Raw genomic sequence first — 17,868 nt, 5'->3', positions numbered from 1 at the left:
GCTCGACGGGGGCTGTCCTACGCCGCCCGCGCTTCTCTTTCCGTCGTTCAATGCGCTCGCCGCGCACCGCGTTGAAACCCGCACGCCGTTTGCTAGTCGAAAAGCTGGAAGCGGGCCGCTCGTGTCCCGCAGCAGACAATAAAACGCAAGAGGAATGCATATGAGCCGTCTCGTCGTCGTATCCAACCGGGTCGCCACGCCGACCGAAACCAAGGGCTCCGCGGGCGGGCTCGCCGTGGGCGTCTTCGGCGCGCTGAAGGACAGCGGCGGCGTCTGGTTCGGCTGGAGCGGAGACGTGGTGAGCGAGACCGTCGCGAATCAGGGGCCGTCGCTCGAGCAGGACGGCGCGGTCACGTTCGCCACCGTCGGCTTGCCGAAGAAGGACTACGACCAGTACTACCGCGGTTTCTCGAACGCGATGTTGTGGCCGGTGTTCCACTATCGCAACGATCTCGCCGTCTATGACCGTGACGAATACGCCGGCTACCGCCGCGTGAACTCGTGGCTCGCGCACAAGCTCATCAAGCTGCTGCAGCCCGACGATGTCATCTGGGTCCACGACTATCACCTGATTCCGTTCGCCGAAGCGTTGCGCAGCGAGGGCATCACGAATCGGATCGGCTTCTTTCTGCACATTCCGTTTCCGTCGCCGCAAATTCTCTTGAACATTCCGCCGCATGAAGAACTCGTGCGGTCGCTCTGCTGCTACGACGTCGTCGGCTTCCAGACCGAAGGCGATCAGATCGCGTTTCACGATTACATCGTGCGCCACGCCCACGGCAAGGCAACGAGCGACGGGCAGGTCGAAGCGTTCGGCCGGAAGTTGAAGACGGGCGTGTATCGCATCGGCGTGTTCCCGGACGAGATCGCCGAGCAGGCCGAGCGCGGCGAGGCGCGTCAGGACGTGATGGACCTGAAACAGAGCCTCGAAGGCCGCAAGCTCATCATGAGCGTGGACCGGCTCGATTATTCGAAGGGACTCGTCGAACGCTTTCGCGCGTTCGAGCATTTTCTGGAGAAATCGCCGGAGTGGCGCGGCAACGTCACGCTCGTGCAGATCGCGCCGCCCACGCGCTCGGACGTCGAGACTTATCAACAGATCCGGCAGAACCTCGAATACGAAGCAGGGCGCATCAACGGGCGCTTTTCGGGCCTCGATTACACGCCGATCCGCTATCTGAATCAGCGATACGACCGCTGGAAGCTGATGTCGCTGTTTCGCGAATCGCAAATCGGGCTGGTGACGCCGCTGCGCGACGGCATGAATCTGGTCGCGAAGGAGTATGTCGCCGCGCAGAATCCCGACGATCCCGGCGTGCTCGTGCTCTCGCAGTTCGCGGGCGCGGCGGGCGAGTTGTCCGGCGCGGTGATGGTGAACCCGCATGACGTCGTCGGCATGAGCGACGCGCTCGCGCGCTCGCTCGCGATGCCGCTTGCCGAGCGGCAGCAACGCTACGAGGCGAACATGGCCGCGCTGCGCAAGTACGACCTCGGCGTCTGGCGCGACAATTTTCTCGCGGATCTACGCGACGTCCGGCGCAAGTAACAGCCGCGCGAAACGAGTGTTTCCCGCCTGTAACAAGGTCTTGAAAGTGCAAGGAAGCGCTGTTTCGCCGCCGTTCGCCCGCGATAATGGCTTCTCGCGAATCGACGCCTAGGGCAACACCTCGTTAGCCCGCTTACACCCTGCTGTCATACTCGAAGCGCGTGGCAGAGAGGCCGCGCGTCGAGTTCGGGTGGACGTCGAAAATGCATGGAGACGAACGATGAGAATTGCCCAGATCGCCCCGCTGACCGAATCGGTGCCGCCCAAGCTCTATGGCGGCACGGAGCGTGTCGTGTCGTATCTGACTGAAGCGCTCGTCGAACTGGGGCACGAGGTCACGCTGTTCGCCACCGGCGATTCCCAGACCACCGCGAAGCTGGAATCGGTCTGGCCGCGCGCGCTGCGCCTCGATCCCGCGATTCGCGACCGCATCGCGCCGCATATGCTGCTGATGGAAATGGTGCGGCGCCGGGCCGAAGAGTTCGACGTCCTGCATTTCCACATGGACTATTACTCGTTCTCGCTCTTCAACCGGCAGGAGACGCCGTTCGTCACGACGATGCACGGCCGCCTCGATTTGCCGGAGCAGCAGCCGGTGTTCGATACCTTCAACACCGCGCCCGTCGTGTCGATTTCGGATGCGCAGCGGCATCCGTTGCCGCAGGCGAAGTGGGTGTCGACGGTCTATCACGGGCTGCCGGAAAAGCTCTACGTGCCGCAGCCCGTCGAGCACAAGTATCTGGCGTTCCTCGGGCGCATTTCGCCAGAAAAGCGCGTCGATACGGCGATTCGCATCGCCGGGCGCTGCGGTCTGCCGATCAAGATCGCCGCCAAGGTCGATGCCGCCGATCATGAGTATTTCGAGCGTGAAATCGCGCCGCTTCTTGAATTGCCGTATGTCGAATACATCGGCGAAATTAACGATAGCCAGAAGGCCGAATTTCTTTCGGGCGCGCTCGCGCTGCTGTTTCCGATCGACTGGCCGGAGCCTTTCGGCCTCGCCATGATCGAAGCAATGGCCTGCGGCACGCCTGTCATCGCGTTCAATCGCGGGGCGGTGCCGGAAGTGGTGGACGAGGGCGTGTCGGGCTTTATCGTCGAAGATGAGATCGGCGCGGTCGCGGCCGTCAACCGGCTGCATACGCTGCCGCGCGAGGGTGTGCGAAGACGCTTCGAGGAACGTTTCACGTCGCACCGGATGGCGCGGCAGTATTTCGATGCGTATCGGGCCGTGGTGCGTGCGCAGAAACGCTCGCGGTTCAAGCTGATCGACAGCGCAACGACGTAAAAAAACCGCCGTGTGGCGCGACCCTCTCGTCGCGCCACACGGCGGTCATGCTTGCTGCCGTGAAGGATGAAACGCCCGTTACATCTTGAGGCGCGTGACCTTCGTGCCTTGCAGCGAGACGTCGGCCATCAGACCCGCGTTGGTCAGCACGAATGCTTCGACCGGCGCGGTGGCGGTGGTCGTATCGACGGCGCCGTTCGCGCCCATCTTCACGAGCGCAACCGATGCATCGACGCCTGCAGCCCAGCCGTCCGAATTACGGAATTTGTCGAGCGCGTCCTGGGTCATGAACAGGAAGATGATCGCCTTCGACTGCGCGCCCGCCTGCAGGCCGAACGAGCCCGACGTCGTGCTGTAATAGCCGACGGTGCTGCCGCCCACGCGCAGCGAACCCTTGCCGTACTGGGCGCCGACGATGAAGCCGGCCTGAATCACCGACGGGAAGACGAGAATTCCGCGCGACTTCGAGACCAGTTCGCGCGAGCCGGGAACCGTCGTGTAAAGACGCTGGATGGTGCCGTCGACGTCAGCGTCGATGGAACGGCGGTCATCGGCGGTACCGGCGGCTTTTTCAGCGCCCGTGTTCGAATTGGTCGTGCAACCGGCAAGCGCGAGGCCTCCCAGCGCCAACACGGCCGTCGACTTGAGCATGAAGTTTCGTCTTTGCATCATTGTTCTCCATCGTGGAATTAGGAAACCCCATAGAGCGGGAGGGTGAGGCACGCCAAGTTATAGCACAGCGACAACGAAACGCGAGACCTGGCCGATGAGCGTGAGTCACACGAACCGGACATCGGCGATGTCCATCCATTCCATGCTGCCAGCGGCAAAACGTCAAGTTTTCCGAACGTCATTTGAAAGCTGATCGATCGACTGGTCAGTTTGCCGCAGGCGTCGCATCCGCCATGCACTAATTGCGCCGCACCCTTTTGCGCGTGTTACAGGAACGCCGCCGTTGGCAGTAGCAACGACCGTACCCGGCGCATACTCAGGGATGGCTCGTCGTTTTTACTTCCGTCGGATGAGTCGGTGCGACGGGGCGCGGTGCCTGCGCGGGCCGCCTGAGCGCACGGCGGATCGCGCCAACCGTCATGCCGACAACGAGCAAGAACGCGGCAGGCGTTACCCAGTAGCCGACGAAGGCGTGCCAAAGATAATCGGCAAGCGTCGCCTTGCGATGCGCGTATTCGTCGAGCGCGTCCTGATGCTTCGGCGCATTGGCGAGCAGGATGTCGGCGGGGCAGCCGGCGGCGCGCGCCTCGTCCGGATCGCCGTGACAGCGGGCCGCGGCGCCTGTCGCGCGCTGCGCATCGGTCAACTCCCACGTGGCAAGCGACTTCTGAAGATCGACCTTGTTGTAGGCCATCTCCTCGCGCGCCTCGTTGACCGCGACGATCATCACGGGCACGGCCCAGAAGGTGATCGTCAGGAGCCACCGGCGGAACCAGCGGTTCTTGTGCTTCCATGCCATCCGTGCCTCCTTGCGAAGCGGGACGCTGTGCTAGACGAGCGGCGGCCGATGGCGTATTTCTTGTATTGTCGAAGGGCCGCCTTCGCGCCATCTTAGGAGAAAAAGACGGCGGCGCGAATCACTTGCGTGGTTGCAGTGCAATATCGGCCGGCAAGCAGGGAAAGGAAGACAGGCCGCGCGAACAGCGCGGCCCGGATCGAGAAGGGTGCTTAACCCTTGTTGCTCAGACAGCTTTTCATGAAAGCCTTGCGGTCGTCGCCGCTCTTGCCGGTCGCCTGCGTGTTACACGCCGTCATGCGCTGCTGCTGAGTCATCGGTTCCGAAGCGGCCGCAGCCGGAGCGCTCGACAGGCAACTCTTCATGAACGCCTTGCGATCGTCGCCTTTCTTGCCGGACGCCTGCGCATTGCACGCCGTCATGCGCTGCTGCTGCGTCATCGGCGCGGAAGCCTCGGCAGGCGCCGATGCCGATGCCGATGCAGACAAACAACTCTTCATGAAGGCCTTGCGGTCATCGCCTTTCTTGTCTGCCGCCTGCTTGTTGCATTCCGTCATCTTCGATTGCTGGCTGTTGGCCGCAAAAGCCGTGTTCGCGCCGAGTGTGAGACTCAGCACGGCGATGAGCGCAGTAGCTCGCATGTTCATGGGGACGCTCCCTGAGTGAGTGACATCTTGTTAGGACAGCGAGTATCGATGACCCGCCCGCGCATTATGGCAAACCGGGTTGCTGCAAAGTGTGCGATAAGGTGACATTCGACGCCGCTGCAACGTTACGCTTGCATCGTCCTTTCGCGAAGATGAGCGACCGGCGGTTTCCGTAAGGTCGAGTCATTGGTTCGGCGCATTGCGCGCCAATTCTTCCACGATAGAAGGAGCCGCCTCATGTCCACGCCGCTCGCCGATCACTACAAGGGCTTCGAAATCCGCGTACAGGCCATGCGCCGCGCGCACGAGCGTGGCGAGCCCGACGACGGTCCGCGCCACTTCGACATCTTCGTGACCATCTCGCGCAGCGCGGCGGGCGAAAGCGGACGCGAGGCCATGTTCGGCGTGCCCGCCCAGGAACCGTTCGACAGCCCGATCGATGCGACGCGCGCCGGTATCGAATATGGACGGAAGATCGTCGACAACGAAGTGGAAGGCGAATCCGTCGAGGGACTTTGAGCGACGCATCGCGTGGCCCGTCTGGAGTACTTCCTACACGTTAGTCCCATTTGACCGCTCGCCGGGCAGCTACGAGAATCGACGGCGGGCAAACGTTGCAATCCGCAGTTGCGGCCACTTCGCCCGTCCGAGAACACCAATGAAAGCACTGGAGGAGATCCGCATGGAATCAATCGTTCGCCGCCGCGTTCTGTCGGCTGCCGTCGCGCTGGCCGTGTGCGCCGCGTTGCCGTTTGCATCGTCGTCCGCGTTCGCACAGGGCGCGGCCAAGCCGAAAGTCGCGCTCGTGATGAAGTCGCTCGCCAACGAGTTCTTCCTGACGATGGAAACCGGCGCGAAGGAATATCAGCAGAAGAACGCCGCGAAGTTCGATCTCATCACCAACGGCATCAAGGACGAAACGGATACCGCCGCGCAGATCCGCATCGTCGAGCAGATGATCGTCTCCAAGGTCGATGCGCTCGTCATCGCGCCGGCGGATTCGAAGGCGCTCGTGCCGGTCATCAAGAAGGCGGCGGATGCGGGGATCATCGTCGTGAACATCGACAACCGGCTCGATCAGGACGTGCTGAAGTCGAAGGATCTGAACGTGCCGTTCGTCGGACCGGACAATCGCAAGGGCGCGCGTCAGGTCGGCGACTATCTCGCCAAGCGTCTCGAGAAGGGCGATGAAGTGGGGATCATCGAAGGCGTGTCGACCACGACGAACGCGCAGCAGCGCACCGCCGGCTTCAAGGACGCAATGGACGCGGGCGGCATGAAAGTGGTCGCGCTGCAATCGGGCGACTGGGAAATCGACAAGGGCAACGCGGTCGCCTCGCAGATTCTCAACGCGAATCCGAACGTCAAGGCGCTCCTGTGCGGCAACGACAACATGGCGATCGGCGCAGTGTCGGCGGTGCGCGCGGCGGGCAAGGCCGGCAAGGTGCAGGTGGTCGGCTACGACAACATCAACGCGATCAAGCCGATGCTGAAGGACGGCCGCGTGCTCGCCACCGCCGATCAGTACGCCGCGAAACAGGCGGTGTTCGGCATCGACGTGGCGCTCAAGGCGATCGCGGGCCATCAGAAGCAATCAACATTGTCGACCGTGGTGGAAACTCCGGTCGATCTGGTCACGAAGTAAGTTGCAAGGCCGCGAGCGTGGGGGCGCGAACCGACCATCCTCAAGTTCGCGGCCATCGTGCCGTTAAAACGCGCACGGGCGCGGACGAAAGACGCAGCCCGGAAGTTTGAAGAAAGCGAGTTTGAAGCAAGCGAGGATGCTGACCCAGCTTTGACCGACCCTACGCCAATATGAACGATGCGGACCCCTGCGTGCTGACGGTCGCGGGCATCGGCAAGACCTATGTCGAGCCGGTGCTGACCGACGTTTCGCTCGGGCTCAGGCCCGGCGAGGTGCTCGCGTTGACGGGCGAGAACGGCGCAGGCAAGAGCACGCTGTCGAAGATCATCGGCGGTCTCGCCGATCCGACCACCGGCGCGATGACGCTCGCGGGCCACCCGTATGCGCCCCAAAGCCGCACCGACGCGGAAGCGCTCGGCGTGCGGATGGTCATGCAGGAACTGAATCTGCTGCCGACGCTTTCGGTCGCCGAAAACCTGTTCCTGAACCGGCTGCCGCAGAAGGGCCGCGTGAAGTTCGGCTGGATCGACCGCAAGCGTCTTGCCGACGACGCCCGTCACGCGATGGCGCAAGTCGGGCTGGATGCAATCGATCCGGACACGCTCGTCGGCGATCTCGGTATCGGTCATCAGCAGATGGTGGAGATCGCCCGCAATCTGATCGGCGATTGCCGCGTGCTGATTCTCGACGAGCCGACCGCGATGCTGACCGCCCGCGAAGTCGATCTGCTGTTCGAGCAGATCGCGCGGCTGAAGGCGCGCGGCGTGGCGCTCGTGTACATCTCGCATCGGCTGGAGGAATTGCGGCGCATCGCGGAGCGGGCAGCCGTCCTGCGCGACGGACGCCTCGTCCATATCGGTCCGATGGACGCGCTGTCGAGCGAGCAGCTCGTGACGCTGATGGTCGGGCGTGAGCTTGGCGAGCGCATCGATCTGGGCGAGAAGCGCCTGGGCGACGTCGTCTTGAAAGTGGACGGCCTGACGCGCGGCCAGGCGGTGCGCGACGTTTCGTTCGATGTCCGCGCGGGCGAGATTTTCGGCGTAAGCGGGCTGATCGGCGCGGGCCGCACGGAACTGATGCGTCTGATTTACGGCGCGGATCGCGCGGACGCGGGCACGGTGTCGATCGCCCGCAACGGGCAAACGTTGCAGCCGGTGAACGTGCAGTCGCCGTCGGACGCGGTCAAGCACGGCATCGCGCTCATCACGGAAGACCGCAAGGGCGAGGGCCTGCTGCTCGCCCTGCCCATCGCCGCGAACGTTTCACTCGGCAATGTCGGCGCGGTGGCGCGTCATGGCGTGATAGACGCGCGCCGCGAGGCAGCGCTTGCGCAGCGGCAGATCGACGCGATGCGCGTGCGCACGTCCGGACCGGCGCAGGCCGTGTCGGAACTGTCGGGCGGCAATCAGCAGAAAGTGGTGATCGGCCGCTGGCTTGCGCGCGAAGGCCGCGAAGCGTGCCGCGTGCTGCTGTTCGACGAACCGACGCGCGGCATCGATGTCGGCGCGAAATTCGACATCTACGGATTGATGGGCGCGCTGGCTCGCGAAGGCCGGGCGCTCGTGGTGGTATCGAGCGATCTGCGCGAGCTGATGCTGATTTGCGACCGCATCGGCGTGATGTCGGCGGGAAAGATGACGGGCCTCTTCGATCGCGACAGCTGGACGCAGGACGCGCTGCTCGCTGCGGCGTTCGCGGGCTATGCAAAGCGCGAGGCGATGCTGCACGAACCGCTCGCGCCCGACGCGAAGCCGCCGGAACAAGACACTTTCGTGGAGCATTGAATGACGGGCCAGACCGACGCGAAGCTCTCAGCCGATGCACCGAAGACGGCGAAGGGCGCCGGCACGCGCCTCGGATTCTCGAATTACATCGGACTCGCGGGCGCGCTGGCGGCGATGATCGCGCTGTTTTCGGTGCTGAGTTCGCACTTTCTGACGTACGACACGTTCAGCACGATCGCGAACCAGATACCGGACCTCGTCGTGATGTCGATCGGCATGACCTTCGTGCTGATCATCGCGGGCATCGACCTTTCGGTGGGGTCGGTGCTGGCGCTGGGCGCGTCGGTGGTGAGCGTCGCGGCGCTCAAGTGGCACTGGCCGGCGTTTCCGGCGGCGTTGATCGGCCTTGCCGCCGCCGCGCTGACGGGCACGGTCACGGGCCTGGTGACGGTCGCGTGGCGGATCCCGTCGTTCATCGTGTCGCTCGGCGTGCTGGAAGCGGCGCGCGGCCTCGCGTACCAGATGACGAATTCGCGCACCGCGTATATCGGCGACGCGTTCGACTTTCTTTCGAATCCGATCGCGTTCGGCATCTCGCCCGCGTTCCTGATCGCGGTCGCGGTGATGATCATTGCGCATTGGGTCTTGACTCGGACGATTTTCGGCCGATATCTGGTAGGGATAGGCACGAACGAGGAAGCGGTCCGGCTCGCGGGCGTGGACCCGCGGCCGTACAAGGTAATCGTTTTCACGCTGATGGGCGCGCTTTCCGGGCTCGCGGCGCTGTTTCAGATTTCGCGCCTCGAAGCCGCCGATCCGAACGCGGGCGCGGGAGTGGAGCTTCAGGTGATCGCGGCGGTGGTGATCGGCGGAACGAGTCTGATGGGCGGGCGCGGCTCGGTCATCAGCACGTTTTTCGGCGTTCTGATCATCTCGGTGCTCGCGGCGGGGCTTGCGCAGATCGGCGCGAACGAGCCGACGAAGCGAATCATCACGGGCGCGGTGATCGTGGTGGCGGTGGTGCTGGACACGTATCGCAGCAGGCGCAAACGCGCCTGAGGGCAGTATCGGCAGGACGTCGCCGTGCAGCGTGGCGACGAAAAAAGAGGAACCGGGCGTTTCCGTTTGCACGCGTGGAGCAACGGGGAGCGGCAATTGCGTACGGGAGGGCCGTGCGCACGGAACGTATCCGGTCGACAAAAGCAGTTGGACCAGAAAAGCGAAGGACGATGTATGGCGACGATCAAAGACGTGGCAGCCATTGCCGGGGTGTCGTTTACGACGGTGTCCCACGTAGTGAACAATTCGAGGCCGGTGTCCGCCGATGTGCGGGCGAAAGTCGAGCGGGCGATTCGCGAGCTGGACTACGTGCCGTCGGCGGTTGCGCGTTCGCTGAAGGCGCGCTCGACGGCCACCATCGGCCTGCTCGTGCCGAACGCGACGAATCCGTACTTCGCGGAACTGGCGCGCGGCGTCGAGGACGGCTGCGCGAAGAACGGCTACTGCGTGTTCTTCTGCAACTCCGACGACGATCCCGCCAAGCAGCGCAACTATCTGCGCGTGTTGCAGGAAAAGCGCATCGACGGGCTGGTGATTGCATCGGCGGGCGAGGATGCGGTGCTTGCGCAATGCCTCGCGAACGCGCGCGAGCCGCTTTTGATCGTCGATAGAAACATCGAGGGCATCTCGGCCGATCTCGTACAGATCGACCACGAGAAGGGCGCGTATTGCGCGACGAGGCATCTGCTGCAACTCGGCCATTCGGATATCGGCTGCATCACGGGTCCGGCGGGAACGGCGGTGAGCGCAATGCGCCTGCACGGCTTCATTCGCGCGATGGCCGAAAGCGGCGTCGGAATCGGTCCGGACGCGATCGTGCAGAGCGACTTTTCGGCGACGGGCGGCTACGCGGCGGCCTCGCAACTTTTCGATTCGATGAGGCCGACCGCGATCTTCGCGTGCAACGACATGATGGGCATCGGCGCGCTGCGTGCGGCGGCGGAACGCGGGATTCGCGTGCCGGAGGATTGCTCGATCATCGGTTTCGACGACGTCGAACTGTCGCGCTACACGTATCCCGCGCTGTCGACGGTCGGCCAGTCGGTGCGCTCGCTCGGCGAGATGGCCGCGCAGACGCTCATCGAACGCATTACGGGTAAGCTGCCGGGTCCGACGCGCCGCCGCGTGGTGCCGCCGCGCCTCGTGCGCCGCGAATCGACGGCGGTGGCCCCGCAGACGTTCCGCGCCGCGCGTGGCCGGACCGTCGCGGTGAACGCCGAATAACTCTTCGATCGACAAACACTCAACACGATGACCGACAAAGCCAAGCCGAACCCTAGCCCGCGCGGCCGCGTGACCGTGGTCGGCAGCCTCAACATGGATTTGGTCGCCCGCGCACCGCGCCTGCCGCTGCCGGGCGAAACGCTCGCGGGGCACGCGTTCGCGCAGGTGCCGGGCGGCAAGGGCGGCAATCAGGCGGTCGCGGCGGCGCGCCTCGGTGCGCAGGTCGCGATGATCGGCTGCGTCGGCAACGACACGAACGGCGCAACGCTCAAGAGCAGTCTCGAAGCGGAAGGCATCGACTGCACGGCGCTGGCCACGAGCGAGCACGCACCGACGGGCGTGGCGCTCATCATCGTCGATGACGCGAGCCAGAACGCGATCGTCATCGTCGCGGGCAGCAACGCCGAAGTGACGCCTGAGCGCATCGGCGCGCAGGAGGACATGCTGGCGCAGGCGGATGTCATCGTCTGCCAGCTCGAAACACCGACCGAAACCGTGCGCGCGGCGCTCGCCGCAGGGCGAAGGCTCGGACGCACGACGATTCTCAACCCCGCGCCCGCCGCGAGCGCTTTGCCCGCCGACTGGTTTCCCCTCGTCGACTATCTGATCCCGAATGAACTCGAAGCCGGCACGCTGACCGGCGCTCCGATCTCCACGCCCGACGATGCGCGCCGCGCCGCGCACGCGCTGAAGGACAAGGGCGCGCGCAACGTCATCGTGACGCTGGGCGGGCAGGGCGTGTATGCGCTGCTTCATGGCGATGACGATGGCCGGCACTTGCCCTCGCCGAAAGTCGAGGCCGTGGACACCACCGCCGCCGGCGATACGTTCATCGGCGGATTCGCGGCGGAGCTTGCACGCGGCAGCGCCGTCGCCGATGCGATCGCGTTCGGCCAGCGCGCCGCCGCGCTCGCCGTGACGCGCGAAGGCGCGCAGCCGTCGATTCCGCATCGGAACGAAGTGTCGAAATAAGCGGCGCCTGCTTCGCGGCGAAGGCGGGGACGCGCTCACACCGTCCGTTCACGATTCGTTCAAGCGTCGTGCGGCGCGTGGCTACATGACGCCAGCAAGGGCAAACGCAAATCGATCCGGCAGCCCGTACACTGTTGCACTGTGTGTCATCGTTCACACGAGGATAGCAACATGACCGGATCGACACTCGCCGCCAAGCTCGTTGCAGCGCGGCGTCAGCATCAACTGATCGACTCGCTGGAAGAGCGCGATCTTCCCCCCGACGCGCACACCGCCTACGCCATCCAGCACGAAGTCCTGCGCGATACGAAAGCGCGCATCGGCGCCTGGAAGATCGGCGCGCGCGCACCCGATTCGCTTGCCACGGGCGCACCCATCGATGCGGAATGCGTGTATGTGTCGCCCGCGCGCCTGCCCTGCAGCAGCTTCTTTCGCGTGCTGGTGGAACTCGAAATAGCGTTTCGCTTCGCCTATGCCTTGCCCCCGAAATCCGATCCCTATACGCGCGCCGAAGTGTTCGCGGCAATCGGCGGCATGGCGGTCGCGCTCGAAGTGGTCGATAGCCGTTTCGCGCAATGGCCCAATCTCGACCCGCTTGCACAGCTTGCGGATGCGCAGAACAACGGCGCGCTCATCACGAGCGGCATGGAGCCTTACGACGTGGTCGCACCGGGCTTCGATTTTCTCGCGCCGCGGCTCGAACTCACTCTCGATGGCGTGGGGATTGCTCCGGCTACGCTAGGCAATCCTGCGGGCGATCCTCGCGAATTGCTGCCCTGGCTCGTCAACCATTGTTCCCGCATGGGTTTGACCGTCGAGCCCTTCTGGACCATCACCACCGGATCCTATACGGGCGCGTATCGCGTGGAGGGGCCGTCGATGGTGCATGGCGCGATTGATCGCATCGGCGAACTCGAACTCGTGCTCACGTGACCGATGTCATCTGTGCGCAACAGAAAGCGCATCGAGCGATGCGTTCGCCCCACGCCACCACTTTGGCGGAACGAGGCTGTTGGAACACAACGAATGCGCGATGCAGCGAACACGACAATGCTGACATCGGGACTGAGGATTGTAGGTGAACGAAAATAACTCACCAAGCTAGTGATTGTTCGAAGGAGCTTCGAAGCAAATCATATTAGCTAGTGCGTGAAAAAAAATTCGAAAGGGTTTAGGATGAATTCAAGCGATGTCGTTTCGATAACGCGCGTCGGGACGACCAAGGCTTTCTGACTTCGGCGAGGAGGTAGCATGGATATCTACAGCAGTTTCGCGACCCGCTTCGAAAAAACGCGCGAGGAAGAGTTCTCGCTGGAAGAGTATCTCGCGCTCTGCAAGGAAGATCCTGCCACATACGCAACAGCCGGCGAACGCATGCTGACGGCCATCGGTGAACCCGAAATGGTCGACACGCGTCTCGATCCGCGGCTGTCGCGCGTGTTTGCAAACAAGGTCATCAAGGTGTACCCGGCGTTCCGCGAGTTCTACGGAATGGAAGAGGTGATCGAGAACGTGGTGTCGTATTTCCGGCACGCGGCGCAGGGTCTCGAAGAGAAGAAGCAGATCCTGTATCTGCTGGGTCCGGTGGGCGGCGGCAAGTCGTCGATCGCCGAACGTCTGAAGCAACTCATGGAGCGCGTGCCGTTCTATTCGCTGAAGGGCTCGCCCGTCAACGAATCGCCGCTCGGCCTGTTCGATTACGACGAAGACGGCCCCGTGCTCGAAGAGCAATACGGCATTCCGCGCCGCTACCTCAAAAGCATTCTTTCGCCGTGGGCGGTCAAGCGCCTGCATGAATACAACGGCGATATCCGCAAGTTCCGCGTCGTGCGCCGCTATCCGTCGATCCTGCGGCAAATCGGTATCGCGAAGACGGAGCCGGGCGACGAGAACAATCAGGACATCTCCTCGCTCGTCGGCAAGGTGGATATCCGCAAGCTCGAAACGTATTCGCAGGACGACGCCGATGCGTACAGCTACTCCGGCGGCCTGTGTCTGGCCAATCAGGGCTTGCTCGAATTCGTCGAAATGTTCAAGGCGCCGATCAAGGTGCTGCATCCGTTGCTGACCGCGACGCAGGAAGGCAACTTCAAGGGCACGGAAGGTTTCGGCGCAATCCCGTTCGACGGCGTGATTCTCGCGCACTCGAACGAGTCGGAATGGAAGGCGTTCCGCAACAACAAGAACAACGAGGCACTGCTCGACCGGATCTTCGTGGTCAAGGTGCCGTATTGCCTGCGCTACGGCGAAGAGGTCAAGATCTACGAGAAGCTCTTGCGCAACTCGTCGCTGGCGGATGCGGTATGCGCGCCCGGCACGCTCAAGATGATGGCGCAGATGGCGGTCCTCACGCGCCTGCACGAACCGGAGAATTCGAGTCTCTTCTCGAAGATGCAGGTCTATGACGGCGAGAACCTGAAAGACACAGACCCGAAGGCGAAGTCGTATCAGGAGTATCGTGATTTCGCCGGTGTCGATGAAGGCATGACGGGTGTCTCCACACGCTTCGCGTTCAAGATCCTCTCGCGCGTCTTCAACTTCGATTCGACCGAAGTCGCGGCCAATCCCGTGCATCTGATGTACGTGCTGGAACAGCAGATCGAACGGGAGCAGTTCCCGCCGGAAACGGAGCAGAAGTATCTGTCCTTCATCAAGGACGTGCTGGCTTCGCGGTATGCGGAATTCATCGGCAAGGAGATTCAGACCGCGTATCTGGAGTCGTATTCCGAGTATGGACAAAACATCTTCGACCGCTATGTGACGTATGCCGACTTCTGGATTCAGGATCAGGAGTTCCGCGATCACGACACCGGCGAGAGCTTCGACCGTGCCGCGCTCAATGCGGAACTGGAGAAGATCGAGAAGCCCGCAGGCATCAGCAACCCGAAGGACTTCCGCAATGAGATCGTGAACTTCGTGTTGCGTGCGCGTGCGGCCAACGGGGGCAAGAATCCCGCGTGGATCAGCTACGAGAAGCTGCGCGTCGTGATCGAGAAGAAGATGTTCTCCAACACGGAAGAACTCCTGCCGGTCATCTCGTTCAATGCGAAGGGATCGGCGGAAGAGCAGAGGAAGCACGAGGACTTCGTCAATCGCATGGTCGCGAAGGGTTACACCCCGAAGCAGGTCCGCCTGCTGTGCGACTGGTATCTGCGGGTGCGCAAGTCGTCTTGAGGTGGTAGAGAAAGACAGGTTGTCGTGACTCAGGCTCGCGCCGCCCGGCTTCATTAATCGAAGCGGGTGGCAAGGCGGGCACGTTGCGAGTGAGAGACGCTGGCGAGCCGCGCGGTACGCCAAGAACTCGAGCAGCGCCTCGCACCTCGCCAATTACGCGGGAGACTGGATGTGCTGCACCAAATCATCGACCGCAGGTTAGCCGGCAAGAACAAGAGCATCGCGAACCGCGAACGCTTCCTGCGACGCGTCAAGAACTACATTCGCCGTGCGGTGTCCGACGCGGTGCGCGATCGCAGCATCAAGGACATTCAAAGCACGCAGAGCATCACGATTCCAAAGAAGGACATCGCGGAGCCGTCGTTCCGGCATGGGCCGGGCGGCAAGCGCGAGTATGTCCATCCGGGCAACGCCGACTACATACGCGGCGACAAGATTCCGCGTCCGCCGGGCGGCTCGGGCGGCGGCGGCAAGAGTGCCAGCAACGAGGGCGAGGGGCAGGACGACTTCGTCTTCGAGTTGTCGCGCGAAGAGTTCATGCAGTACTTCTTCGACGACCTCGAACTGCCGCGCCTCGTCAAGACGCAACTGCTCGCCGTGCCCACCTGGAAGAACGTGCGCGCGGGCTGGGCGGCGGAAGGCACGCCGAACAATATCGACGTGGTGCGCTCGCTGCGCTCCGCGCTCGGGCGGCGTATCGCGCTCGGCTGGCCGCTCGCGACGCAACTGCGCGAGATGGAACGCCAGCTCGAACAGCTCAAAGCCGAAGACGGCGACGCCGAAGAGATCGCGCGTCTCGAAGCGGAAATCGTCGTCATGCAGGGGCGGATCACGCGCATTCCGTTCATCGATCCCTTCGATCTGCGCTATATCAACCGCGTGAAGCAGCCGACGCCATCGAGCAAGGCCGTGATGTTCTGCCTGATGGACGTATCCGGTTCGATGGACGAGCAGCGCAAGGACCTCTCGAAGCGCTTCTTCATCCTGCTGTATCTGTTCCTGCAACGGAACTACGAGAAGATCGAAGTCGTCTTCATTCGTCACCATACGCGTGCGGAGGAAGTGGACGAGGACACCTTCTTTCATTCGACGGAAAGCGGCGGTACGGTGGTATCGAGCGCGCTGGAGTTGATGAAGAAGATCATGGACGAGCGCTATTCGCCGACTGAATGGAACATTTACGGCGCGCAGGCTTCCGACGGCGACAACTGGACCGACGATTCCCCCAAATGCCGCAAGCTGCTGGCGGACGACATCCTCCCGAAGGTCCGGTATTTTGCCTATATCCAGGTAGCGCCAGAGGAGCAGAATCTCTGGTTGGAGTATGCTCAACTGGCAGCGGGCGCCCCTGAGCTGGCGATGAAGAAAGTCGACTCGGCCTCGGATATCTATCCGGTCTTTCGCGAGCTTTTCGAAAAACAACAGGCGGCCGCATGACGAGCAGGCATTCGAACAACGAAGCGCGTGGTTATCATCTGGACGGCACGGACGATCGTGCTCCTTCGAAGCTCGGACCGGAAGCGGGGCAACGCAATGCGTCCGAAAAGACGCACAAGGAAGGCAGGATGAACGTTGCAGACAAGCGGCCGCTGCCATGTCCGTCGGACTGGAGCGTCGAGCTGATCGAAGAATACGACGCCGAGATTTCGCGCGTCGCGAACCGCTACGGGCTGGATGTGTATCCCATTCAGCTCGAGATCATCAGCGCCGAGCAGATGATGGACGCGTATGCCTCCGTCGGCATGCCGGTGAACTATCGGCACTGGTCGTTCGGCAAGCACTTTCTCTCCACCGAGAAGAGCTATCGGCGCGGGCAGATGGGGCTCGCGTATGAGATCGTCATCAATTCGAATCCCTGCATCGCGTATCTGATGGAAGAGAACACGATGACGATGCAGGCGCTCGTCATCGCGCATGCCGCCTACGGGCATAACTCGTTTTTCAAGGGCAACTATCTGTTCCGGCTGTGGACGGATGCCCACGCGATCATCGATTACCTCGTCTATGCGAAGAATTACATCGCGGAGTGCGAGGAGCGTTACGGGCTGGATCGCGTCGAGGAACTGCTGGACTCGTGTCACGCGCTGATGAACTATGGCGTCGACCGTTACAAGCGTCCGCAGAAGTTGTCGCTCGCGAAAGAAGCGGCGATGCGCCGCGAGCGCGAGGCGTATCTGCAATCGCAGGTCAATGAATTGTGGCGCACGCTGCCGAACAAGAAGGCGCCGTCCGCCGAGGAAACGGAAAGCCGCTATCCGCCGGAGCCGCAGGAGAATCTGCTGTACTTCGCGGAAAAGAACGCGCCGCTCCTGGAGCCGTGGGAGCGCGAAGTGATCCGCATTGTGCGCAAGGTCGGACAGTACTTCTACCCGCAGCGTCAGACGCAGGTGATGAACGAAGGCTGGGCGACCTTCTGGCACTACACGCTGTTGAACACGCTCTATAACGAAGGCCGTCTGGAAGACGGCTTCATGATGGAGTTCCTGCATTCGCACAGCAACGTGGTGTATCAGCCGCCGGTCACGAAGCCGTATTACAGCGGCATCAATCCGTACGCGCTCGGCTTCTCGATGATGAGCGACATCCGCCGCATCTGCGAGAGCCCGACGGACGAAGACCGCGAGTGGTTCCCCGAGCTTGCGGGCAGCGACTGGCTCGAATCGCTGCACTACGCGATGCGCAATTTCAAGGACGAGAGCTTCATTGCGCAGTACTTGTCGCCGCACCTGATACGCGAAATGCGCCTCTTCTCGATTCTCGACGACGACATGCGCGATGCGCTCGAAGTATCGGCGATTCACGACGGGAGCGGCTATCGCTACGTGCGGCAGGCGTTGTCGCGGCAGTACGACATTCATCATCGCGAGCCGAACATCCAGGTGTACTCGGTCAACACGCGCGGCGATCGCAGCCTCACGCTGCGTCACTTCATGACCGATAACCGCCATCTGTCGAACGACAGCGACGAAGTGCTCAAGCACATGGCGCGCTTGTGGCAGTTCGATGTGTATCTGGAAAGCGTCGATGAAAACGGGACGGTGAGAAAGCGCTTCGAGTGCCGTTACAACGCGCCGCATTCACGCTGACGCGGCGGTTTCCCAAAATGAAAACGGCTCCTTCG

Annotated in this window: 14 protein-coding genes and 2 pseudogenes; 12 read left to right on the top strand and 4 right to left on the bottom strand. The window is 62.7% G+C overall.

Going from position 1 to position 17,868, the window contains the following annotated elements; all coding sequences use genetic code 11:
* The first annotated feature begins 160 nt into the window (after nt 1-160).
* Both otsA and AB6804_RS00130 read left to right on the top strand, forming a co-directional pair.
* Nucleotides 161-1,546, top strand: a complete 1,386-nt coding sequence (gene otsA / locus AB6804_RS00135; RefSeq protein ID WP_035966256.1) for an alpha,alpha-trehalose-phosphate synthase (UDP-forming) — start codon at nt 161-163, stop codon at nt 1,544-1,546.
* 220 nt (nt 1,547-1,766) lie between these two features.
* Nucleotides 1,767-2,834 carry a glycosyltransferase family 4 protein gene (locus AB6804_RS00130; RefSeq protein WP_370884758.1) on the top strand — a complete coding sequence of 356 codons (1,068 nt, stop codon included), beginning with the start codon at nt 1,767-1,769 and terminating at the stop codon, nt 2,832-2,834.
* Between the two features lie 78 nt (nt 2,835-2,912).
* On the opposite strand, the gene AB6804_RS00125 is transcribed toward AB6804_RS00130, so the two are convergent.
* From AB6804_RS00125 to AB6804_RS00110, 4 genes and pseudogenes are all read right to left on the bottom strand, one after another.
* Entirely contained in the window at nt 2,913-3,503 is a 591-nt protein-coding gene (locus AB6804_RS00125; RefSeq protein ID WP_370885383.1) for a YSC84-related protein, read from the bottom strand.
* Between the two features lie 319 nt (nt 3,504-3,822).
* A complete protein-coding gene (locus tag AB6804_RS00120; RefSeq protein ID WP_370884757.1) occupies nt 3,823-4,305 on the bottom strand; it encodes a hypothetical protein in 483 nt (160 codons plus the stop codon).
* A 209-nt stretch (nt 4,306-4,514) separates the two neighbouring features.
* Nucleotides 4,515-4,607 (bottom strand): annotated as a pseudogene (locus tag AB6804_RS00115) (PsiF family protein); the annotation flags it as partial.
* Nucleotides 4,608-4,637: 30 nt separating this feature from the next.
* Nucleotides 4,638-4,949 (bottom strand): annotated as a pseudogene (locus AB6804_RS00110) (PsiF family protein); the annotation flags it as partial.
* Nucleotides 4,950-5,186: 237 nt separating this feature from the next.
* On the opposite strand from AB6804_RS00110, the gene AB6804_RS00105 reads away from it, so the two are divergent.
* The 10 genes from AB6804_RS00105 (at nt 5,187) to AB6804_RS00060 (ending at nt 17,833) form a co-directional block, all read left to right on the top strand.
* A complete protein-coding gene (locus AB6804_RS00105) occupies nt 5,187-5,468 on the top strand; it encodes a hypothetical protein (protein WP_035966250.1) in 282 nt (93 codons plus the stop codon).
* Nucleotides 5,469-5,631: 163 nt separating this feature from the next.
* Nucleotides 5,632-6,594, top strand: a complete 963-nt coding sequence (locus AB6804_RS00100) for a sugar ABC transporter substrate-binding protein (protein ID WP_370884756.1) — start codon at nt 5,632-5,634, stop codon at nt 6,592-6,594.
* A gap of 170 nt (nt 6,595-6,764) precedes the next feature.
* The gene (locus AB6804_RS00095) at nt 6,765-8,378 is read left to right on the top strand and encodes a sugar ABC transporter ATP-binding protein (protein ID WP_370884755.1); all 1,614 of its coding nucleotides are present in this window, start codon (nt 6,765-6,767) and stop codon (nt 8,376-8,378) included.
* Complete coding sequence (locus AB6804_RS00090) at nt 8,379-9,377, top strand: ABC transporter permease (RefSeq protein ID WP_244794723.1); 999 nt, start codon at nt 8,379-8,381, stop codon at nt 9,375-9,377. It abuts the gene before it with no gap.
* A gap of 174 nt (nt 9,378-9,551) precedes the next feature.
* Complete coding sequence (locus AB6804_RS00085) at nt 9,552-10,601, top strand: LacI family DNA-binding transcriptional regulator (RefSeq protein ID WP_244794722.1); 1,050 nt, start codon at nt 9,552-9,554, stop codon at nt 10,599-10,601.
* A 27-nt stretch (nt 10,602-10,628) separates the two neighbouring features.
* Entirely contained in the window at nt 10,629-11,573 is a 945-nt protein-coding gene (gene rbsK, locus AB6804_RS00080; protein ID WP_370884754.1) for a ribokinase, read from the top strand.
* A gap of 171 nt (nt 11,574-11,744) precedes the next feature.
* On the top strand, nt 11,745-12,506 hold the full coding sequence (locus AB6804_RS00075) for a hydratase (protein WP_370884753.1): 762 nt from the start codon (nt 11,745-11,747) through the stop codon (nt 12,504-12,506).
* A 318-nt stretch (nt 12,507-12,824) separates the two neighbouring features.
* Nucleotides 12,825-14,747 (top strand): PrkA family serine protein kinase, encoded by a 1,923-nt coding sequence (locus AB6804_RS00070; RefSeq protein WP_035966243.1) that lies wholly within the window; start codon nt 12,825-12,827, stop codon nt 14,745-14,747.
* A gap of 171 nt (nt 14,748-14,918) precedes the next feature.
* Nucleotides 14,919-16,184 carry a YeaH/YhbH family protein gene (locus AB6804_RS00065; protein ID WP_244794720.1) on the top strand — a complete coding sequence of 422 codons (1,266 nt, stop codon included), beginning with the start codon at nt 14,919-14,921 and terminating at the stop codon, nt 16,182-16,184.
* Nucleotides 16,181-17,833, top strand: a complete 1,653-nt coding sequence (locus AB6804_RS00060) for a SpoVR family protein (protein WP_370884752.1) — start codon at nt 16,181-16,183, stop codon at nt 17,831-17,833. Before AB6804_RS00065 ends, AB6804_RS00060 begins: the two co-directional genes overlap by 4 nt.
* Nucleotides 17,834-17,868 lie beyond the last annotated feature (35 nt).

The sequence above is a fragment of the Caballeronia sp. RCC_10 genome (assembly GCF_041360715.1).
GTDB lineage: Bacteria > Pseudomonadota > Gammaproteobacteria > Burkholderiales > Burkholderiaceae > Caballeronia > Caballeronia grimmiae.
The sequence above is the reverse complement of the archived record's forward strand: the minus strand, read 5'-3'. Positions and strand labels throughout refer to the sequence as shown.

Excerpts from the sequence above, each read along its gene's own strand:
- AB6804_RS00095 (WP_370884755.1), top strand. The coding sequence starts at position 6,765 with ATGAACGATGCGGACCCCTGCGTGCTGACGGTCGCGGGCATCGGCAAG.
- AB6804_RS00090 (WP_244794723.1), top strand. The coding sequence starts at position 8,379 with ATGACGGGCCAGACCGACGCGAAGCTCTCAGCCGATGCACCGAAGACG.
- AB6804_RS00060 (WP_370884752.1), top strand. The coding sequence starts at position 16,181 with ATGACGAGCAGGCATTCGAACAACGAAGCGCGTGGTTATCATCTGGAC.
- otsA (WP_035966256.1), top strand. The coding sequence starts at position 161 with ATGAGCCGTCTCGTCGTCGTATCCAACCGGGTCGCCACGCCGACCGAA.
- AB6804_RS00100 (WP_370884756.1), top strand. The coding sequence starts at position 5,632 with ATGGAATCAATCGTTCGCCGCCGCGTTCTGTCGGCTGCCGTCGCGCTG.
- AB6804_RS00125 (WP_370885383.1), bottom strand. The coding sequence starts at position 3,503 with ATGCAAAGACGAAACTTCATGCTCAAGTCGACGGCCGTGTTGGCGCTG.
- rbsK (WP_370884754.1), top strand. The coding sequence starts at position 10,629 with ATGACCGACAAAGCCAAGCCGAACCCTAGCCCGCGCGGCCGCGTGACC.
- AB6804_RS00070 (WP_035966243.1), top strand. The coding sequence starts at position 12,825 with ATGGATATCTACAGCAGTTTCGCGACCCGCTTCGAAAAAACGCGCGAG.
- AB6804_RS00105 (WP_035966250.1), top strand. The coding sequence starts at position 5,187 with ATGTCCACGCCGCTCGCCGATCACTACAAGGGCTTCGAAATCCGCGTA.
- AB6804_RS00085 (WP_244794722.1), top strand. The coding sequence starts at position 9,552 with ATGGCGACGATCAAAGACGTGGCAGCCATTGCCGGGGTGTCGTTTACG.
- AB6804_RS00075 (WP_370884753.1), top strand. The coding sequence starts at position 11,745 with ATGACCGGATCGACACTCGCCGCCAAGCTCGTTGCAGCGCGGCGTCAG.
- AB6804_RS00130 (WP_370884758.1), top strand. The coding sequence starts at position 1,767 with ATGAGAATTGCCCAGATCGCCCCGCTGACCGAATCGGTGCCGCCCAAG.
- AB6804_RS00120 (WP_370884757.1), bottom strand. The coding sequence starts at position 4,305 with ATGGCATGGAAGCACAAGAACCGCTGGTTCCGCCGGTGGCTCCTGACG.